Annotated in this window: 13 protein-coding genes; all 13 read right to left on the reverse strand. The window is 63.7% G+C overall.

Annotation, left to right across the window (positions count from 1 at the left end; all coding sequences use genetic code 11):
- Window positions 1-78: 78 nt before the first annotated feature.
- Entirely contained in the window at window positions 79-1,179 is a 1,101-nt protein-coding gene (locus X757_RS161820) for a DNA topoisomerase IB (RefSeq protein ID WP_023725132.1), read from the reverse strand.
- Window positions 1,180-1,242: 63 nt separating this feature from the next.
- The gene (locus X757_RS161815) at window positions 1,243-2,004 is read right to left on the reverse strand and encodes a hypothetical protein (protein ID WP_023725133.1); all 762 of its coding nucleotides are present in this window, start codon (window positions 2,002-2,004) and stop codon (window positions 1,243-1,245) included.
- Entirely contained in the window at window positions 2,001-2,879 is an 879-nt protein-coding gene (locus X757_RS161810) for a glycosyltransferase family 2 protein (protein ID WP_023725134.1), read from the reverse strand. The genes X757_RS161815 and X757_RS161810 overlap by 4 nt, the downstream gene beginning before the upstream one ends.
- Complete coding sequence (locus X757_RS161805) at window positions 2,872-3,807, reverse strand: glycosyltransferase family 2 protein (protein ID WP_023725135.1); 936 nt, start codon at window positions 3,805-3,807, stop codon at window positions 2,872-2,874. The genes X757_RS161810 and X757_RS161805 overlap by 8 nt, the downstream gene beginning before the upstream one ends.
- A gap of 101 nt (window positions 3,808-3,908) precedes the next feature.
- Complete coding sequence (locus X757_RS161800; protein WP_023725136.1) at window positions 3,909-4,793, reverse strand: transglutaminase family protein; 885 nt, start codon at window positions 4,791-4,793, stop codon at window positions 3,909-3,911.
- A 1-nt stretch (window position 4,794) separates the two neighbouring features.
- A complete protein-coding gene (locus X757_RS161795; RefSeq protein WP_023725137.1) occupies window positions 4,795-7,206 on the reverse strand; it encodes a circularly permuted type 2 ATP-grasp protein in 2,412 nt (803 codons plus the stop codon).
- A 6-nt stretch (window positions 7,207-7,212) separates the two neighbouring features.
- Complete coding sequence (locus tag X757_RS161790; protein WP_023725138.1) at window positions 7,213-10,572, reverse strand: DUF2126 domain-containing protein; 3,360 nt, start codon at window positions 10,570-10,572, stop codon at window positions 7,213-7,215.
- A gap of 250 nt (window positions 10,573-10,822) precedes the next feature.
- A complete protein-coding gene (locus X757_RS161785; protein ID WP_023725139.1) occupies window positions 10,823-12,019 on the reverse strand; it encodes an acyl-CoA dehydrogenase in 1,197 nt (398 codons plus the stop codon).
- A gap of 926 nt (window positions 12,020-12,945) precedes the next feature.
- Window positions 12,946-13,128, reverse strand: coding sequence for a hypothetical protein (locus X757_RS1000000165615; protein ID WP_023725140.1), 183 nt, complete (start codon window positions 13,126-13,128; stop codon window positions 12,946-12,948).
- Between the two features lie 65 nt (window positions 13,129-13,193).
- A complete protein-coding gene (locus X757_RS161780; protein ID WP_023725141.1) occupies window positions 13,194-15,515 on the reverse strand; it encodes a Tex family protein in 2,322 nt (773 codons plus the stop codon).
- Between the two features lie 114 nt (window positions 15,516-15,629).
- Window positions 15,630-16,811: a serine hydrolase gene (locus tag X757_RS161775; protein WP_023725142.1), complete on the reverse strand. Its 1,182-nt coding sequence runs from the start codon at window positions 16,809-16,811 to the stop codon at window positions 15,630-15,632.
- Between the two features lie 32 nt (window positions 16,812-16,843).
- The gene (locus X757_RS161770; RefSeq protein ID WP_023725143.1) at window positions 16,844-18,040 is read right to left on the reverse strand and encodes a serine hydrolase; all 1,197 of its coding nucleotides are present in this window, start codon (window positions 18,038-18,040) and stop codon (window positions 16,844-16,846) included.
- Window positions 18,041-18,102: 62 nt separating this feature from the next.
- Window positions 18,103-19,137 carry an extracellular solute-binding protein gene (locus tag X757_RS161765; RefSeq protein ID WP_023671767.1) on the reverse strand — a complete coding sequence of 345 codons (1,035 nt, stop codon included), beginning with the start codon at window positions 19,135-19,137 and terminating at the stop codon, window positions 18,103-18,105.
- Between the last annotated feature and the right edge of the window lie 21 nt (window positions 19,138-19,158).

A 19,158-nucleotide genomic window follows, 5' to 3' on the forward strand; every position in this document is an offset into this window, starting at 1 on the left:
AGGTCCTTTTCTGTCTCAAAGGACGAAACAGTAGGGCCTATGCCGACATGGCGTCGACAAAAAAGTTACGCCATTTTGTCAGCCTTCGCTTGCCTTCAACCATCTCAGCACAAGAGCCTCTTCATCATCGAGACCGTCTATCGATCGCTTGCGCTTGTTGGCCTCGGTCATTTCGCTAAGCAGCCGCCCTTCCACCCAGGCTTCGAAAACCTGTGGATGGATGTAGCATTTGCGGCAGACGGCGCGTGTGTTGCCGAGCCGCTCGGCCACCTTGTCGATGACCGCGTTCATCACACGCTTGGTCTGCGCCTGGCTTTGGGGAAGCTCCGTCCGCGCAAACAGCGACGCGGCATGGATGGTGCCGCCCCAGGTGCGGAAATGCTTGGAGCTGAAATTGGCGCCGATCGCGTCGCGGATATAGCGGTTGACATCGTCGGAGCGCACTCCATGCCTCTCGCCGTCCTCGTCGAGATATTGGAACAGTTGCTGCCCCGGAATATCCTGCGCGCCGCGCACGACCCGGGCGATGCGGCGGTCGACCAGCTTCAACTTCCATTCCTTGCCGGACTTGCCCTTGAAGGCAAAGCGCAGGCTGGATCCCTTGATGTCGACGTGGCGGTCGCGTAGCGTCGTCAGCCCAAAGCTCTTGTTGTCGCGGGCATAGGCGGCATTGCCGACCCGGATCATCGTGTTGTCGAGCAGCCAGACAATTGCCGCCACGACGCGCTCGGCCGGCAGGCCACGGCGGCGCAGATCGGCATCGATCCGGCGGCGCAGCTCCGGCAGGCTTTCGGCAAAGGCGACAAGGCTGGAGTATTTGGCGCCGTCGCGCTCGGCGGCCCACAGCGGATGGTAGCGGTACTGTTTGCGCCCGCGCTGGTCGCGGCCGGTCGCCTGGATGTGGCCGGCGGGATCGGGCGAGATCCACACATCCGTCCATGCCGGCGGAATGGCCAGCGCCTTGATGCGGGCAATGGCTGCCGCGCCGACGGCCTGTCCTTTCGCGCCCTTGTAGGAAAAGCCTTCGCCCGCCTTCAGGCGCCGGATCCCCGGCTCGCTGTCGCTGATATAGGTGAGCGAGGCCTGTTCGGCAGCGGTCTGCGCGCCGTTCTTCGGCGCTCCATCGTCCCCCCGTCCGGCAGCCGACCGGCCGGATGGCGTCCCAGATTTGTCAAGCATGCCCGCTCCACGAAATTTTTCTCGTAGATAAGCGCCAAGCCGACTGCTGGTTCCACCCCGTTGCTATGGAATGTGGTCGGGTCCACCAATGGTGGCACCAGCCGGCACGGCCATCCAGAGGCCGCCATCGTCGACGTGAGGCGGATGGTAGTCGCGCCCGGGCGGAATCTGTTCGAACACGGCCCCTGCCTCATCGGCAAGGTAGTCATAGCCCACATCCTGCAGGAGCCCCTTTGGATCAAGGTGGTGGTAGAGATTGCGGCGGGCGATCCGCCGCTTCGGCTCCATCATCTTTAAATGATAGAGGTTGAGCCCGCTGTTGCGGGCCTTGAAACCAAGATCGGGAGGATACCAGAGCCCGTGCAGGTCCTCTGGTCGGTACTTCGCCGGATCGTAGGCTCTGAACAGACGATACTGGAACTTTTCGGCCCACAGCCCGTCGACCCGGTACTCGGTCGGCGAATACAATTCGCGGAGCCGGAACCCCCAGGCCATGCGCCTGTAATCCCCCGTCAGCTGTCCGATCAGCTCCGCGGTACCGCGTTCCAGCCGCTCATCGGGATCAATAGCCAGGATCCAGTCGGCGGCAGCTTCATGCGCTGCGTCGAGTAAGATCCGCCGCCGCTGCGGCTCGCTGCTGAACACGCCGGTCGCCCCGCGATCGTCATAGGCAATCCAGCCGTCAACGACCGGATCGATATTGGTGATCAGATCGGCAACCAGATGCGCGTCATAACGATAGCTGAAAACTGCGACCGTTCTCTGGCGCGTCCAGAACAGTCGGCTCCGTCGCCAGCGTCGAGGCTTGATTTGGCTCGTTATCATTTTCTTGTTGCCGCTTTCACGCGATTTCGCACGCCAATATAGACACCCACGGATTTGACCAGCAGGGCAAGCCAGACAATTGGCATCGACATCATCGCGAAAGTTCGATCCCGATCGGAAAGCCCGATCTTCGCCAGCTTGCGGGCATTCCGCCGATCGCGAAACGTGTCGCGAAAACACCGAAACGGAGTGTTCAGGGCAGAAGCTGCGAGGTAATCGCCGCGGCGACAGCCGCGCCTGTACTGATCGGCAAGCAATCTGGACAGCCGGGTTTCGTTGCGATGAACGGTTTGCACCTTAGGCTCCCACACCGGCTGCAGTTCCTGCGGCAGCCGCCCCAGGAATTCGGTGTCTTCGGCAGCAGGCATGGTTTCATCGAACAAGCCAAATTCATCGAACAGCCGCCGATCGAACGACACGCCGTAACGCAGCGCACGATCCGACGGCAGACCGGGAAGCCGTCGCATGAACATGATCAGATGAGCCGCACAGGCGATCAGATTGCGCGGATGGCTATTCACCATCGCGCTCGCCACGGCGCGGTCGCCAGCCAGATGCCGCTGCATCCGTGCCTCGGCCCAGCCCGAACAGGCGAGGCAATCATCGGCAAGAAAGGCAACGAAAGGCGCTTTGGTGGCCGCAATGCCGAGATTGCGGGCTGCGCCTACAAACAGCCTTCGACCGACCTCGATCACTGGCACCTTGACCCCGGCGCCGGTCAGCAGCGCCATGACCTCGCCTCCGCCCGAGTTGACCACCATGATCTCGAGCGGCTCATCCTGATCCAGCAGGGATGTCACCGCCTCGACGATTTGAGCCGGCGCGCGATAGCCGATGACAATGACGGCAAGCTGCGGCGGGGCTGATTCAGGCACGTTGCAACTGGACGCGCGGAGAGGAAAACCAGCGCCGCAGCGCCAGCTTCAGCTGGTAGCGCCTGCAGCGCCAGGTGTTCGACCGCACCTTCGGCGCCGCCGCCGCGATCCTCAGGAACCGCGCCGCCGTCTCCAGATCACCGCGCGCATAGTGAACCCGGGCGATCTTGAGGGCGACCAGCCCCTCCCTGGTTTTTAGCGACGACAGTGGGATGCCACAGTCAGTCAGCTCGCGCAGCGCCAGCCGCCAGTCGAGAAAGCGGCGCACCGGCCTGGTGATGAAGCGATCATCGGAACGCACTGCCGAAACGTGGTAGATCATGACGGGATGCACGATCAGGGCAAGCGACGCCCTGCCCATCAGCCTGGACCAGAACAGCGTGTCCTCGTCATAGGCAAGCCCGGTCGGGAAGCGCGTGTCGCCGACGACGCGCCGGGAAACCAGCGCACTGCCCACGGCGATCGAGCGAATGTGACCTTCCAGATAGGCCGAGGCATTGGCTATACCATCTTCTATGTAGCCGGCTGGAAGCTTGAGGTTCCGGTTCTCGCCATCGGTGCGCCGACGGTAGGCGCCGATCACCATGTCGGCGGCCGGCTGCGCCCCCGCCCGGACCAGCATCGACCGCAGCCCGCCCTCCAGATGCAAGTCGTCGGCGTCGATCAGGTAGATCCAGGAGCATTGCGCCTGCGCCAGCGCCACATTGCGGGAGCCGCCCGCGTCCCGGCAGTTGCTCATGAGCACGCGCAACGGCAACGAGAATTGCGTGGCGGCATTCAGCGCGGCTTCTGCCGTCCCGTCCGAGGAGGAATCGTCGACCAGCAGCACCTCGCCGATAACCTCGGCTTCGGAACGAAGCGAGGCCAGCGTGGCCGCTATGGTTGCCGCCGCATTGTGCGCCGGGATGATGACACTGATTGCCGTCAATACCGAACTCCGCATCAGCATGCCTGCCGACCGATCCTCCCCGAAGTTTCAACCGAGCATAACGGGCATCGCCGTTGTTGAGAAGCTGTGCTTCGAGGCTGTCAGGCCTTCTCGAGCGCGACCGGGATGACGTCGACGGCCTGGTCGCCGACCTGGCCGCCGGTGGTTTTCAGCACGCCGACGATCGGAGCCACGTCGGAATAGTCGCGGCCATAGCCAACGGTGATGTGGTCGTTGCTGGCCCGCATGCCATTGGTCGGGTCGAATTCCTGCCAGCCGGCATCGCGCCCACACCACACCTTGACCCAGGCATGCATGGCATCGGCGCCTTCGAGCCGCGGCTTCCCTTTCGGGGGAATGGTGCGCAGGAAGCCGCTGACATAACCCGCAGGAATACCTAGCCCGCGCAGGCCGGCGATCATGATGTGGGAGAAGTCCTGGCACACGCCCCGCTTCAAACCGAAGGCATCGCTGGCCCCGGTACGCACCGTGGTCGCTTCCCCGTCATAGGTGAAATCGCGGTGGATGCGGTTGCACAGATCGATGGCCATGCCGACCGTCGAGCCGCCGGCGCTGTCGCGGGCATAGGCGGTGATCGCCGCATCGATGCCGGCATGATCGCTGGCGGCGAGAAAGTGATGCGGTGCATCCGGCGCCAGTGACCGTACGGCGCCGAGTTCTTCCTGCAGGCGCTGCAGATCGGGCGACACGTCGAGCCCAGGCTCCGGCCGTGACACCGACACGCGCGCGCTCATTCTGATGTCGAGCCCGTCATGGACGTCGCGAAAGGCGATCGCGGTGACATTGTTGCCGAAGAAATCGGCAAAATCCGTGCGCTCCGATGGGGTCGGCACAAACGAAAGCGAGGCCGCGATCACGCGCTGCACGCCGGCAATGGTCGGCGGCAATACACGCACCTGATGCCGGCTGCCGCCGGCCGCGGCGTCATAATCGTAGCTGAGATGAAGCCTGATATCGTACAGCATGTTAACCAAAATACGCTTTAGCCAGGCTGCTATAGAGGTTGCCGATCTCAGTTGCGAGATCGTCCAGCACCTCCGCCGACATCTCCGATGGCTCCATGACGGCAATTGCCGTGTTGAGCTGCAGGATTTCCTTGGCCGCGACCGACATATGCCCCTCCGGCCCAACCGATGGCAACAGGCCGATCTCCGCCTTCAGCCGTTCGAGCTGGAACAGGATCGAGCGCGGGTTGAGTGGGTCGAGCGCCAAGAGGTCGATCACCGTGCGCCGTCCGGCCCGCACCGGATATTGCCGGCGGTGGGTCATGACGCTGTCGCCGATCTCCAGCATCATGTCGAGCGAGCCGTCCGGCGCACCGGACCTTGTCAGTCGGGCTAGCGTACGGGCGATCTGGATGCCGCGCTCGATCCGCCGGCCGATCTCGAGGAAACGCCAGCCGGTGAAACGGTACATATTCTCGTGCAACAGGCCAGAGAAACCGGCGAGCTTGCGCAGCATGACCGTCATCGCCCGTGTCGCGTCGTCACCCGGCGCCACCGTGGTGGCGAACTGATGAATGGTCTTCGACAGGTCCTTCAGCGCCAGCCAGCCATCGGGCGAAAAGCGGTCGCGGATCTGTCCGGCGCTGTAGACGGCGCTGTCCAGCGTGCCGATCAATCCGGGCGGAATGGCCGCTTCGAGATCGACGCCGAAGGGTTCGAGATAGTCCCTGATATCGGCGAGCAGCAGCATGTCAGGATCGGACGTCTCGGCCAGCCGCACATGATAGGCGCGCAGGATGCGAACCGTATCCTCCGAGCGCTCGATATAGCGGCCGAGCCAGGTCAGGTTTTCCGCCGCGCGGCTGGGCAGGCTGCCCGGCATGGTGCGGACAAAGCTGTCATGCTCCTGCGGCAGCAGCGTCTCGCGCTCGACCGACCGGTCGCTGACCACCCAGACGTCGGCCGCCTGGCCGCCGCGCTGCATGGCGATGGCCGTCGGGTCGAGCGAAAGGCCGACACGGGCGAAACCGCCCGGCATTACCGTCCAGCCATCGGGCGTGCGCGCCAGATAAACGCGCAGGCTTGCCGGTCGCGGTTCCAGCCAGCCGCCGACATAGACCGGCGTCGTCGACAGCGTCACCGCTTCCTGGCCGACGAAACCGCTGCCATCGCTCTCGATGCGCGCGATCAGCGCGATGCGTTCCTCCGGCGTCAGTGCCGAACCGAGCCTGGTCTGGCCGTCATCCTCGAAGGCCAGCCGCGTCGACAGCGCCGGACCGATCACCATGCGATCGATATTGGCAAGCACATGCGCCCGTTCGGTTGCTTGCCCGCACCACCAGGTGGCCACGCTTGGCAACAGAAGCTCTTCGCCGCGCAATGCGCGCGAAATCTTCGGCAGGAAGGCGAGCAGCGCCCGGGTTTCCATCAAGCCCGACCCCAGCGCATTGACCGTAGACACGGTGCCGCGGCGGATCGCCTCGACCAGCCCCGGCGTGCCGATATGCGAGTCCGACCTCAGTTCCAGCGGATCGGCAAAGGCGGCATCGAGCCGCCGCCACAGCACGCTGATCGGCATCAGCCCGGAAACCGTGCGCACCATCAGCTTGCCGCCGGAGACGGTCAGATCCTCGCCCTCGAGCAGCATGATGCCGAGATAGCGGGCGATATAGGCGTGCTCGTAATAAGTCTCGTTGAGCGGCCCCGGCGTCAGAATGGCGACGCGGCCGTCATTCTCCTTCGCCATGCCGATCAGCGCATCGCGAAAGCGGCGGAAGAAACCGGCCAGGCGATGCACATGCATCTCGCCATAGACGTCGGACAAAGCCCGCGTCGTGGCGACGCGGTTTTCCAGCGCAAAGCCGGCGCCCGACGGCGCCTGCGTGCGGTCGCCCAGCACCCACCAGCTTCCATCCGGCCCACGACCGAGCTCGAAGGCGCAAAAATGCAGGAAATGACCGCTGGCCGGCATGGTGCCGACGACGGGGCGCAAAAATTCGGGGCTCGCCGCAATCAGGCCTGCCGGCAGGATTCCCTTCTCGATCAGCCGGTTCGGGCCATAGATATCAGCGACTATCTCCTCGAAAAGCTCGGCGCGCTGGACGAGACCGGCGCTGATCCCGGCCCATTCCTTGTCTTCGATCAGCAGCGGGATATGCGCCAGTGGCCATTCGCGCTCGTTGGCGCCGGCCTTGTCGTAGACGCGATAATAAACGCCGGCGTCGCGCAGATACTGGTCGGCGCGGGCAAAGCGCTGGCCCAGCTTTTCGGGACCCAGCTCCTCCAGCGCCTCGATGAAGGGCGCCCAGGCCGGACGCGGATGGCCCGAAGCATCGACCATCTCGTCGACGACGCCGTCAATCGGCTGGTAGTGCTCCAGCAGACTGTGCCTCAGCGGCTTGCCGCGGACCTTTTTCTGATTCCCCTTTGCCATCGCTGATCAGAGTCTTGCTGGCCGCCTGAGGTCAAGGGTCATGGGGAAGTCTTCAGAGGCTTCTTCATTGCGCAGCACATAGGCCGACGGCGTATGGCCGCGCGGCTCGAAGCGGGCGAGACGCCTCGCCTCGGCCTCATTGCCGTTGACCGGGAAAGTGTCGTAGCTGCGCCCACCTGGATGCGCGACATGGTAGACGCAGCCGCCCACCGCCCGCCCCGACCAACGGTCGTAAATGTCGAAGACCAAAGGCGTGTTGACCGGCAGCGCCGGATGCAGGCCCGACGAAGGCTGCCAGGCCTTGAAGCGCACACCGGCCACCGCGACCTCGCGATTGTCGGTGACCTTCATCGGCACGATTCGGCCATTGCAGACAATGGCATGACGTTCCGGGTTGAGGCCTTCGGTCCTGACCTGCAGCCGTTCGACCGAGGAGTCGACGAAACGCACAGTGCCGCCGATTGCGCCTTGCTCGCCCATGACATGCCACGGCTCCAGCGCCTGCCGCAGTTCCAGCTTGATGCCGGCATGCTGGACTTCGCCGCAGAACGGAAAGCGGAACTCCAGCTGGGCATCGAACCATTCCGGCCGGAATTCGAACCCGTTGAGCTTGAGGTCGTCGAGCACGTCGAGGAAATCCGCCCAGACATAGTGCGGCAGCATGAAACGGTCATGGAGCGAGGTGCCCCAGCGCACGAAGCGGCCATCAAGCGGGTTGTTCCACGCACGGGCGATGATGGCGCGTACCAGCAATTGCTGCGCCAGCGACATGCGCGCATTGGGCGGCATCTCGAAACCGCGGAACTCAACAAGCCCAAGCCGGCCGGTCGGGCCATCGGGCGAAAACAGCTTGTCGATGCAGATTTCCGAGCGGTGCGTATTGCCGGTGACATCGGTCAACAGGTTGCGAAACAGTCGGTCGACCAGCCAAGGCAGCGGTGGGTTGCCCTGGCCCGGGTGCGGCACCTGCGCCATCGCGATCTCGAGTTCGTAAAGCGAATCGTGCCGCGCCTCGTCGAAGCGCGGCGCCTGGCTGGTCGGGCCGATGAACAGGCCGGAGAATAGATAGGACAGCGACGGGCGCCGCTGCCATTGCAGCACCAGGCTCTTCAACAGATCGGGCCGGCGCAGGAACGGGCTGTCATTGGGCGTCGCGCCGCCGACGACGACATGGTTGCCCCCGCCGGTACCGGTGTGGCGGCCGTCGATCATGAACTTGTCGGCGCCAAGCCGCGTCTGCCGTGCTTCCTCGTAGATCGCCGTCGTCGTCGCCACGCAGTCCTGCCAGTTGGCAGCCGGATGGATGTTGACCTCGATGACGCCGGGATCGGGTGCCACCCTGATGACGTTGAGGCGCGGATCGTGCGGCGGTCCATAGCCTTCGATATGGACGGGAAGGCCGATCGCCTTGGCCGCGTTTTCGGCGGCTGCGACGAGTTCGAGATAGTCTTCCAGCGCCTCGACCGGGGGCATGAACACGCACAGCCGCCCGTCGCGTGGCTCGACCGAAAGTGCTGTACGCACCGCGCCGCCGATCTCGGTGATCTCCTGTTCGACCCTATCCTGCTGGCCGGTCGTCGCCGTGAAAGAAATCGCCTGCTGGCGTCGTGCCATCTCGTCGGCGCCTTCCAGCTCGGCCGGAGCCGGTTCTGGCAGTATGGCTTCCCGCGCCGGCAGCGGTCCACGCGGCAGCGACGGATCGACCGGCACAATATAGGGGAACTGCGCCGGCGGCACATAGGGCAGCGTGCCCAGCGGCAGGCGGTAACCGACAGGGGAATCGCCCGGCACCAGGAACAGCCGCCCGCGCCGGGTCTTCCACTTCTCCGAGCGCCAGCGCGGGTCCGAAGCCTGGCTGTTCCAGCGCTGCACCGGCAGCACGTAGCCCGACGGCTTGGTCAGCCCGCGCTCGAACACTTTCGCCATGCGGCTGCGCTCTTCCGGGTCTTCCAGCTTGGAGTTGGACGGATCGACATTGTCGGGCAGCTTGCCTTCTTTCAGCAGCCATTCGGCCGGGTCCTCATAGGCCTCGCTGACCATCGCCTTGTCGATGCCGAGTTCGCCGGCGATTGCCGTCAGCAAGCTCTCGGCCTGCTGCGGCCCCACCTTTGCGTCGCTCTTTTCGCGTGCGATCAGCGACGGATCGCTCCACACCGGCTGGCCGTCGGTGCGCCAATAGAGCGAAAAGGTCCAGCGCGGCAGGCTTTCGCCCGGATACCATTTGCCCTGGCCGTAGTGGAGGAAGCCGCCCGGCGCGAAGCGTTCGCGCAATTTACGGATCAGCGCATCGGCCTTTTCGCGCTTGGTCGGGCCGACGGCGGCGGTGTTCCACTCGGCGGACTCGAAATCGTCGATGGAGACAAAGGTCGGCTCGCCGCCCATGGTCAGCCTGACGTCGCCCGCTTGAAGTGCGGCGTCGACCTTGTTGCCCAGCGCATCCAGCGCCTGCCAGCTTTCGTCCGAGAATGGCTTGGTGATGCGCGGATGTTCGGCAATGCGGTCGACACGCATGTCGAAGCCGAACTCGACATTGGCAAAGCTCGCCATGCCGGAAATGGGCGCGGCGTTGCGGAAATGCGGCGTGGCCGCCAGCGGCACATGGCTTTCGCCGGTGAGCAGGCCGGACGTCGGATCGAAGCCGATCCAGCCGGCGCCCGGCAGATAGACCTCGCACCAGGCGTGCAGGTCGGTGAAATCGACAGCGGTTCCGGCTGGGCCATCGAGCGCGACCAGATCGGGCTTCAGCTGGATCAGATAGCCGGAGACGAAACGCGCGGCGAGGCCGAGATTCCTGAGGATTTGCACCAGCAGCCAGCTCGAATCCCGGCACGATCCCTTTTTCGCGGCCAGCGTTTCCTCCGGCGAGAACACGCCGGTTTCCATCCGCACGATATAAGCGATCTCCCGCTGCAGCCGCGCATTGAGGTCGACGACGAAATTGACGGTGTTGGTGGCGCTACGGTCGATGGTTGCGAGGAAAGCAGACAGCAGCGGCCCCGCCGGCTCCGGCGTGCGGTAGATGGCGAGATCGTCCCTGATGTCTTCGGGGTACTCGAACGGGAAGGTCTCGGCCGATGGCTCGACGAAGAAATCGAACGGATTGTAGATCGTCATGTCGGCGACGAGGTCGACCTCGATCTTCAATTCCGTCACCGGTTCCGGGAAGACGAAGCGGGCCAGGAAATTGCCGTAGGGGTCCTGCTGCAGATTGACGAAGTGGTTCGCCGGCCCGACCTTCAGCGAATGGCTGAGCACCTTGGTGCGGGAATGCGGTGCCGGCTGCAGCCTGATGACCTGGGGCCCGAGAACCACCGGCCGGTCATATTTGTAATGGGTCAGGTGGTAGACGGCTGCCAGTATTGCCATGGGGCCCCGGAGATCGGCGTTTCTTCAGCCGAACCCTGACACATCTATTGGCCATTCTCCAAGCAGAGATGTTGCGCTGCACCTAAATTAAGCAGCCGAAGCCGGCTACGCTGTGTCGAGATTCAGGTCAGGCCGAGTCGAAAATGGCTGATACCGAGAACCGGAGCAGAGCGTACTTTTGGTACGCGAGCACCGGAAGCGCAGACATCGGCCATTTGCAGGCCGGCCTCACCTGAACATCGGCACAGCTTTAGAAAAACGCCTGTATCCCCGTCTGAGCCCTGCCAAGGATCAGCGCATGCACGTCATGCGTGCCTTCATAGGTGTTGACCGTCTCCAGGTTCTGCGCGTGGCGCATGACGTGGTAGCCGATCTGGATGCCGTTGCCGCCATGCATGTCGCGGGCCTGGCGGGCGATGTCGAGCGCCTTGCCGCAATTGTTGCGCTTGACGATCGAGATCATCTCCGGTGCCATCTTGCCCTCGTCCATCAGCCTTCCGACCCGCAAGCTGGCCTGCAGGCCCAGCGCGATCTCGGTCTGCATGTCGGCGAGCTTTTTCTGGAACAGCTGCGTGCCGGCGAGCGGCTTGCCGAACTGCTTGCGGTCGAGTCCATACTGCCGGGCCCGGTGCCAGCAATCCTCGGCGGCGCCCATCGCGCCCCAGGAAATGCCGTAGCGGGCCCGGTTGAGGCAGCCGAATGGGCCGCCGAGGCCCCTGGCGTTGGGCAGCAGCGCGTCTTCGCCGACTTCGACGCCTTCCATCACCACCTCGCCGGTGATCGAGGCCCTAAGGCTGAGCTTGCCGCCGATCGTCGGCGCCGACAGCCCCTTCATGCCCTTCTCCAGCACGAAACCGCGGATTTCGTCCTTGCCGTTGTCGCCCTTCAGCTTCGCCCAGACCACGAACACGTCGGCGATCGGCGCGTTGGATATCCACATTTTCGAGCCGGAAATCTTGTAGCCGTTCGCCGTCTTCTCGGCCCGCGTCTTCATGCCGCCCGGATCGGAACCGGCATCCGGCTCGGTCAGGCCGAAACAGCCGATCCATTCGCCCGAAGCCAGCTTCGGCAGGTATCTCTTGCGCTGCTCTTCCGTGCCATAGGCATGGATGGGATACATCACCAGCGACGACTGCACGGACATCATCGACCGGTAGCCGGAATCGACCCGCTCGACCTCGCGCGCCACCAACCCGTAGGTGACGTAATTGGCGCCGAGCCCGCCATATTCCTCGGGAATGGTGATGCCGAGCAGGCCGGCCTCGCCCATCTCGCGAAAAATGCCGGCGTCGGTCTTTTCCTCGAGATAGGCCTCCTCGATGCGCGGCGCGAGCTTGTCGGCGGCAAAGGCGGCCGCGCCATCGCGCACCATGCGCTCATCCTCGGAAAGCTGGTTCTCGATCAGGAAGGGGTCTTCCCAGACGAACGCGTTCTTGTCGGCGGCCATGGCTTCGCTCTCTCCCAAAATCTTGAAGTGCTCGGGCTTATCCACCTCCGCTTCGGAAAAATCAAACAAAATTGCATCACAGATCAATGAGGTTTAGTAATGGATCATGAACGTCCAACGCCGGCTTTTACCCAGCACCAGCGCCCTTGCCGCCTTCGAGGCCGTGGCCCGCCTTGGCTCCTTCACCGCTGCCGCCCAGGAACTCGATTTGACCCAAGGGGCCGTCAGCCGCCAGATAGCACTTCTGGAGGAACAGTTCGGCCGCCGGCTGTTCGAGCGCGACAGCCGCAATGTTCGGCTGTCCACGGCGGGCGAAATCTATGCCGAAGCCGTGCGGGCGGCACTCGGGCAATTGCGCGACGCCGCGCTCGGATTGATGAGCAATCGGCATAGCGGCATGCTGAACCTCGCCATACTGCCGACCTTCGGCACGCGCTGGCTGATGCCGCTGATCCCGGATTTCGTCGCAGAAAACCCTGACATCAGATCGGAAGAGCACACGTCTGAACTNCGGTGGTCTCGCCAGACTTCCTTGCCAGCCGCGATATCACCACGGCGGCCGACATCAGCCGCCTGCCGCTGCTGCACATGGCGACGCGTCCCGGGGCCTGGGGCGAATGGTTCGAGGAACAGGGCTTGAGCGCAGCGATCGGACCCGGCATGCAGTTCGAGCAATTCGGCACCGTTGCCCAAGCCTGCATGGCGGGGCTTGGCGTCGCGCTCCTGCCGCAAGTTCTTATCGCCGGCGAATTGCAGCGCGGTCAGCTCGTGCCGGCACCGGGACAGCCGATGCAAAGCCGCAGCGCCTACTACCTCGTCGTCCCGAACGACAAGCGCGGCCACCCGCCCGTCGTCAGTTTTCGCGACTGGCTGCTGGGCCAGGTTGACAAGGAACCGGCCGTTCTGGCCTGGTAGCTACTTCCGCTTCATCGGCTCGGTTTCCGGCTGGAAGCGCAGCGTTTTTGCGACTTGCGTTCGGCAACTTTCGCATCGAGGTTGCTTTTGATCCGGGCGAAAGCCTGGTCTCCATCGACCGAACTGCCACTCGCCATGCCCTCGTCCCAAAGACGCCCCAACTCTTGGACACTCACTTTCTCGAAACTTGCCATATCGCGCGTATCTCCACACAAGGATGGTAGATAACGCTCTAGCGATTGCAAGGAACCATTCGAGGCTACGTCCGCTTCAAGGCATCGGCCAATGCTGCGCCAAACGCGCCTTGCTGTGCACGTCGTTCCGGCTGACGCTGCGGCATCGGCGAAGGTTGCGCCGGCTTGCCGCCGCCATTGTCGCGCGGCCCCTTCGGCGTCCCGCCCTCGCCGCCGTCCTTGCGCATGGACAGCGCGATGCGCTTGCGCTTGATGTCGACATCGACGACCCGCACCTTCACCACGTCGCCGGCCTTCACCACCTCATGCGCGTCCTTGATGAAACGATCGGCCAGTTGCGAGACATGCACCAGCCCGTCCTGGTGCACGCCGATATCGACGAAGGCGCCGAAGGCAGCGACATTGGTAACGGTGCCTTCCAGAAGCATGCCGGGCTTCAGATCCTTGATATCGTCGACGCCGTCGGCAAAGGTTGCGGTCTTGAAGCCGGGGCGCGGATCGCGGCCGGGTTTTTCCAGTTCGGCAATGATGTCGCGCACCGTCGGCAGGCCGAAGCGTTCGTCGACGAAGACTCGCGGATCGAGCGCCTTGAGCGCTGCGCTGTCGCCCATCAGCGAGCGCACATCGCGGCCGCAGGCGGCTACGATCTTCTTGGCCACGCCATAGGCTTCCGGATGGACCGACGAGGCGTCGAGCGGCTCGCTGCCATTGGCAATGCGCAGGAAGCCTGCGGATTGTTCGAACGCGCGCGGTCCGAGCCGCGCCACCTTGAGCAGTTCCTTGCGGCTGGCGAACGGCCCGGTCGCATCGCGATGCGCGACAATGGCATCGGCAAGCGACGCGCCCAGGCCTGACACGCGGGCCAAAAGAGGCGCCGAGGCAGTGTTGAGATCGACGCCGACGGCATTGACCGCGTCCTCCACCACCGCCTCCAACGAGCGGCCAAGCCGGTACTGGTCGACGTCATGCTGGTACTGGCCGACGCCGATCGATTTCGGTTCGATCTTGACCAGTTCGGCGAGCGGATCCTGCAGCCGCCTGGCTATGGACACCGCACCGCGCAGCGACACGTCGAGCCCGGGAAACTCAGCCGCCGCTGTCGCCGAGGCCGAATAGACGGAGGCGCCGGCCTCGCTGACGATCACCTTGAGCGGCTTTGGCCCACCATCCGAAGGCATGTCGGACAACATGTCGGCGACCAGCTTTTCAGTCTCGCGGCTGCCGGTGCCGTTGCCGATCGAAATCAGCTCGACCTTATGCTGGCGGATGAGTGCTGCGAGCTGGGCCTGTGTGCCGCGCACATCGTTCCGCGGCGGAAATGGATAGACGGTCGTCGTCGCCAGCACCTTGCCGGTGCCATCCACGACAGCGACCTTGACGCCGGTGCGGATGCCGGGATCGAGGCCCATGGTCGGCCGCGAGCCGGCGGGTGCTGCCAGAAGCAAATCCTTGAGGTTGCGTGCAAAGACATGGATCGCCTCTTCCTCCGCCCGCTCGCGCAGGTCGCGCATCAAATCGAGCGTCAGGTGCAGCGAAAGCTTGATCCGCCAGGTCCAGCCGGCCACTTCCATCAGCCAGCGGTCGCCCGGCAGGCTGCCGCCGATGGCGTAGGCATTGGCGATCATCCGCTCGACCGGCTTCACCGGCGAGGCATCGTCGGCATCGACCTCGATGTCGAGCGACAACACCTCTTCGTTGCGGCCGCGCAGCATGGCCAGCGCGCGGTGGCTCGGAACATTTGCCCAACGCTCGACATGCTCGAAATAGTCGGAGAATTTCGCCCCGGCCTCCTGCTTACCGTCGACGACACGGGCACGCATGAAAGCGCGCTCCTTCATGTAGGTGCGAAGCTTGCCGACCAGATCGGCATTTTCCGCAAACTGTTCCGACAGGATGTCGCGTGCGCCTTCCAGTGCGGCCTTGGCGTCGGTCACATCCTCGGTCACATAAGCCAGCGCCGCCTCGGCGGGCACCAACGACCGGTTGGCCAAAATAGCCTCCGCCAATGGCCCCAGCCCGCGCTCCCGGGCGATCTCGGCCTTGGTGCGGCGCTTGGGCTTGTAGGGCAGGTAGATGTCTTCCAGTTCAGCCTTGGTGGCGGCAGCCACAATTTTGGCCTCTAGTTCCTCGGTCAGCTTGCCCTGCTCGCGGATCGAACCGAGAATGGTGTCGCGGCGCGCATCGAGTTCGCGCAGATAGGCCAATCGCTCGGCAAGGTCGCGCAATTGGGTGTCGTCGAGCCCGCCGGTGACCTCCTTGCGGTAGCGCGCCACGAACGGCACCGTCGCGCCCTCATCGAGCAGCCCTATAGCTGCTGATGCCTGCTCCGGCCGCGCCCCGATCTCTGCCGCGATGATGGATGCGATGCGTTTGCTGTCTGCTGCCATGCTGGTCCCTGTCGCAAAGAGCGGCGACCATAGGCGCTGATGTCCGTCACGCCAACCGCAGTGTTCTCAAGCGTCAAAGAGGTCCACAGGAAAGCGCCTTGCTTTGGCTCGTCCTCAGACCATCCCGCTCAGCGCCTCGAAAAAGGCAACGATCTCGCGTTCGAGCGGATAATCTTCAGGCACCGGCTGCGACCCCATTTTTGCAATCACCACTTCCATCTTCGGATCGACGTAGAGCCATTGGCCGTGGATGCCGATGCCGCAGAAAGCACCGTTTGCCGCACCCGTTTGGTACCACTTGTTGCGATAGCGGCCCTTCGGGAACAGATGCACCATCGTGCCGCGCTGCCAAGCCTCCGCGCTGCCGCCGGCAACGGTCGTATCGCGCACCCAGCCTTCCGGCACGATGCGCCGGCCATTGGCCGTGCCGCCCTGCCGCATCATCTCGCCGATACGCGCCAGGTCGCGCGGCGTCACCGAAATGCCGCCGGCGGTGCGCGCCGTACCTTCCATGTCGACGCCGATCGAAGCCTCGCTGACAGCACCCAGCGGTAGCCACAGTTTCTCGCGCATCAGGTCCGGGAAGCGCTGGCCGGAAGCTCGTTCGAGCAGCAGGCCGAGCAGATCGGAATTGGGCGAACGGTAGCGGAAGGTTTTGCCGTGCGGTTCTTCGAGCCGCTGCAAGGTCAGAATGAATTCGCGCAAGCTTTCAGTGCCGCCGCCCGGATTCCACAGCGTCGCGCGGCGGTAACGGGCAAAGGCGCTTTCGGGATCGAGATAGGCCTCCTCGAAATCGAGGCTGACGCTCATGTCGAGCACATGCCGGCAGCTTGCATCGGCATAGGCCGAGCCGGCGGCTTCCGGAATGTACTGGGTCACCGGCGCTTCCGGGTCGAACACGCCCTCGCCTTCCAGTATTCCGGCGATGATCGCGGTGACCGATTTGCTGATCGAAAAGATGATGTGACGGGCGCCGAAATCCATATTGGGCGCGAACCAGTCGCCGATGACCTTGCCAGCCTTCATCACCGTCAGCGCGTCGCTGCTCGAACGTGTGAGGAATTCGGCCACCGTCTCCGGCGCGCCGGCGACGGAGACGTTTTCGCCGAGCAGGCCGCTCAGGTCCCGCACCGGCGCTTCGACGCTTCCCGGCGTCGCCGCCACGGGGGCGGTAGGCACCAGCTCGCCAAGGTTCTGGAACGACCAGCGGTTGAACGGGCTTTCGCGCCAGTTGGAGAGCAGCACCTCATTGCGGGCAAAGCCGTAGCGGGTCTCGAACGCGGTCTTGCCGGTCATGAACGTTTCCTCAGAGGGTGATTTGTTGTGGGTCAACCAAGCGCCATGGCGATGGTGTGCACCGCCTTCAGCGTTGCCACCGAATAGGCGACATTGCTGAAATCCGGATAGGTCGAAAGCTTGACCACGAGCATGCCGGTGTCCCAGTCGATATGGATCATCTGCCCGAACACGCCTCGGCACATCAAAGCGCGCGTGCGCGGATTCTCGATCCAGAACTGGTTGCGATAGCTGCCCTCCGACAGGCTCGGATTGAAATCCGGCGCATGCCTGCCGTTGCGCGTCGCCTCGATCCAGTCGGCCGGCACGATGCCGCGGCCCTTGTCGAGGATCAGCTGGCCGAAGCGGGCGTAATCGCGCAGCGTCGCGTTGAAGCCGCCATCGGCCAGCGCATAGCCGGCGCTGTCGACCGTGAAGCAAGCGCTTTCGTCGGCGCCGAGCTTTTGCCACAGCTCCTCGGACACCAGCTGCGCCAGCCGTTTACCGGTGACCCGCTCCATGATGAAGGCAAGCACGTCGGTCTCGATCGAGCGGTACTCGAACGCGGCGCCATGCGGCCGCACCTTGTCCTTCAGCTGCAGGATCAACTCGAACAGATGCGGCGGCCATTGGAAATCCGGATCGCTGTCCGGCGGCACCGGCTTCCAGCCCGTGGCGACATCAACCTGGCCGATGTCGGAGTAACGGTCGGTGTAGTCCTCGGAAAACCGCACGCCGGTGGTCATATCCAGCACATGCTGCACGCTGGCGCCGTCCCAGCCGGTCGCGCCGAGCTCCGGCAGATAGGCGGTCACCGGTTTGGCCGGGTCGATCAAGCCGCGCCCAACCAGAATACCGAACACGGTGCCTGTTACCGACTTCGCCATCGACTGCGACAGATGCAGCGTGCGCTCGGCCATGCCGTTGAAATAGCGCTCATAGGCGACCTTGCCGTCTTTGAGCACCAGGAAGCCGTCCGTGTAGGTCTCGTCGAGCAGGCCAACGAGCGTCGTCGGACGGCCCTTGCTGTCTTCCACCGGCAGCGCGTCGAGATCGGTCTCTGCGCGCTCAAGACGATGGCGATGGCCGTTACCGCGCCAGACCTCGATGGTCGGCAGGAATTCGCGGATGTGTTGGAAGGCCCAGCGATTCCATGGCGGCCGGTCCCAGTCGAGCTTCGGCAGCACCATTTGAGGCGGCGAGCCCTGCATGATCGACGGCCGCGGATCGCTGTTGCGATAGGAGTCCATGAAAGCCATTCCGGAAAAGAAAAGACCCGGCGGCGCATGCCGCCGGGTCTGTCAGACTGCGGTTATTTCTGCAGTTCGGTCCAGATCTTGGTGTAGATGTCCTGGATCTCAGGCGCGCACATCTTCTGGAATTCGCCTTGTGCCTTCGCAGCCTCCGGAATGACGACTTCCGGGGCATCCTTCATATCGGCCGGCATGTACTTGTCCGAGCCGGTAATTGCGTTTGCGTAGCGATGGAAGGCCGAGAGGCCGGCCGCGTTTTCCGGATCCATGATGAAGTTCTGGAACAGCTTGGCGTTCTCGACATTTTTGGCTTCCTTGAGAACGACGACGTTATCGCTCCACAGGCCGTAGCCTTCCTTCGGATAATTGTAATGGATGGCCGGATTGGCCAGCCGCTGACGCAGCGCCGAACCGTTCCAGTCGCTGGTCGCCTTGAAGTCGCCGGCGCCCATCTTTTCGATGGTGTTGTATTCCATGGCGATCCAGTTCGGCTTGGCCGCGACAAGCGTGTCGCGCACCTTCTTAAGCACCGTCTTGTCGTCGGTGCACTGCTGGCCGCCGACATATTTGATCGCCGCGAAGATAACGTCATTCATCTCGGGAACGACATTGGTCTTGCCCTTCAGCTCGTCCGGCGTGTTGAAGATGATGCCCCAGCTGTCGGCTGGTCCCTTGTAGGCATCGGTGTTGACGACGACGCCAACGGTGCCCAGCGCCCACGGCACGGAATATTTGCGGCCGGGGTCGAAGTCTGGATTGGCCCATTCCGGCGCCACGTTCTTGAAGTTCTCCATCTTGCCCGGATCGGTCTCCTGCACGAGGCCCTCCTTGATCCAGATCGGCACGTAGGTTTGCGACGGAACGGCGATGTCGAAGCCGGTGCCGCCCTGGCGTACCTTGGCGAGCGCCGTATCGTTGGAATCGTAATCGGTGATCGTCACCTTGACGTTGTATTTGGCTTCGAACTTTTTGATCACATCGGGGCTGGTATAGTTGCCCCAATTGTAAATGTTCAGCTCGCCATCGGCGCGGGCCAGGCTCGTCGTTGCGAGCAGCGCCAACCCGATGGCGGCTGTCGTTGTTTTCCAGTTCATGGTTTTAGCTCCCATTTGTCG

The organism is Mesorhizobium sp. LSHC412B00, assembly GCF_000503035.1.
Lineage (GTDB): Bacteria > Pseudomonadota > Alphaproteobacteria > Rhizobiales > Rhizobiaceae > Mesorhizobium.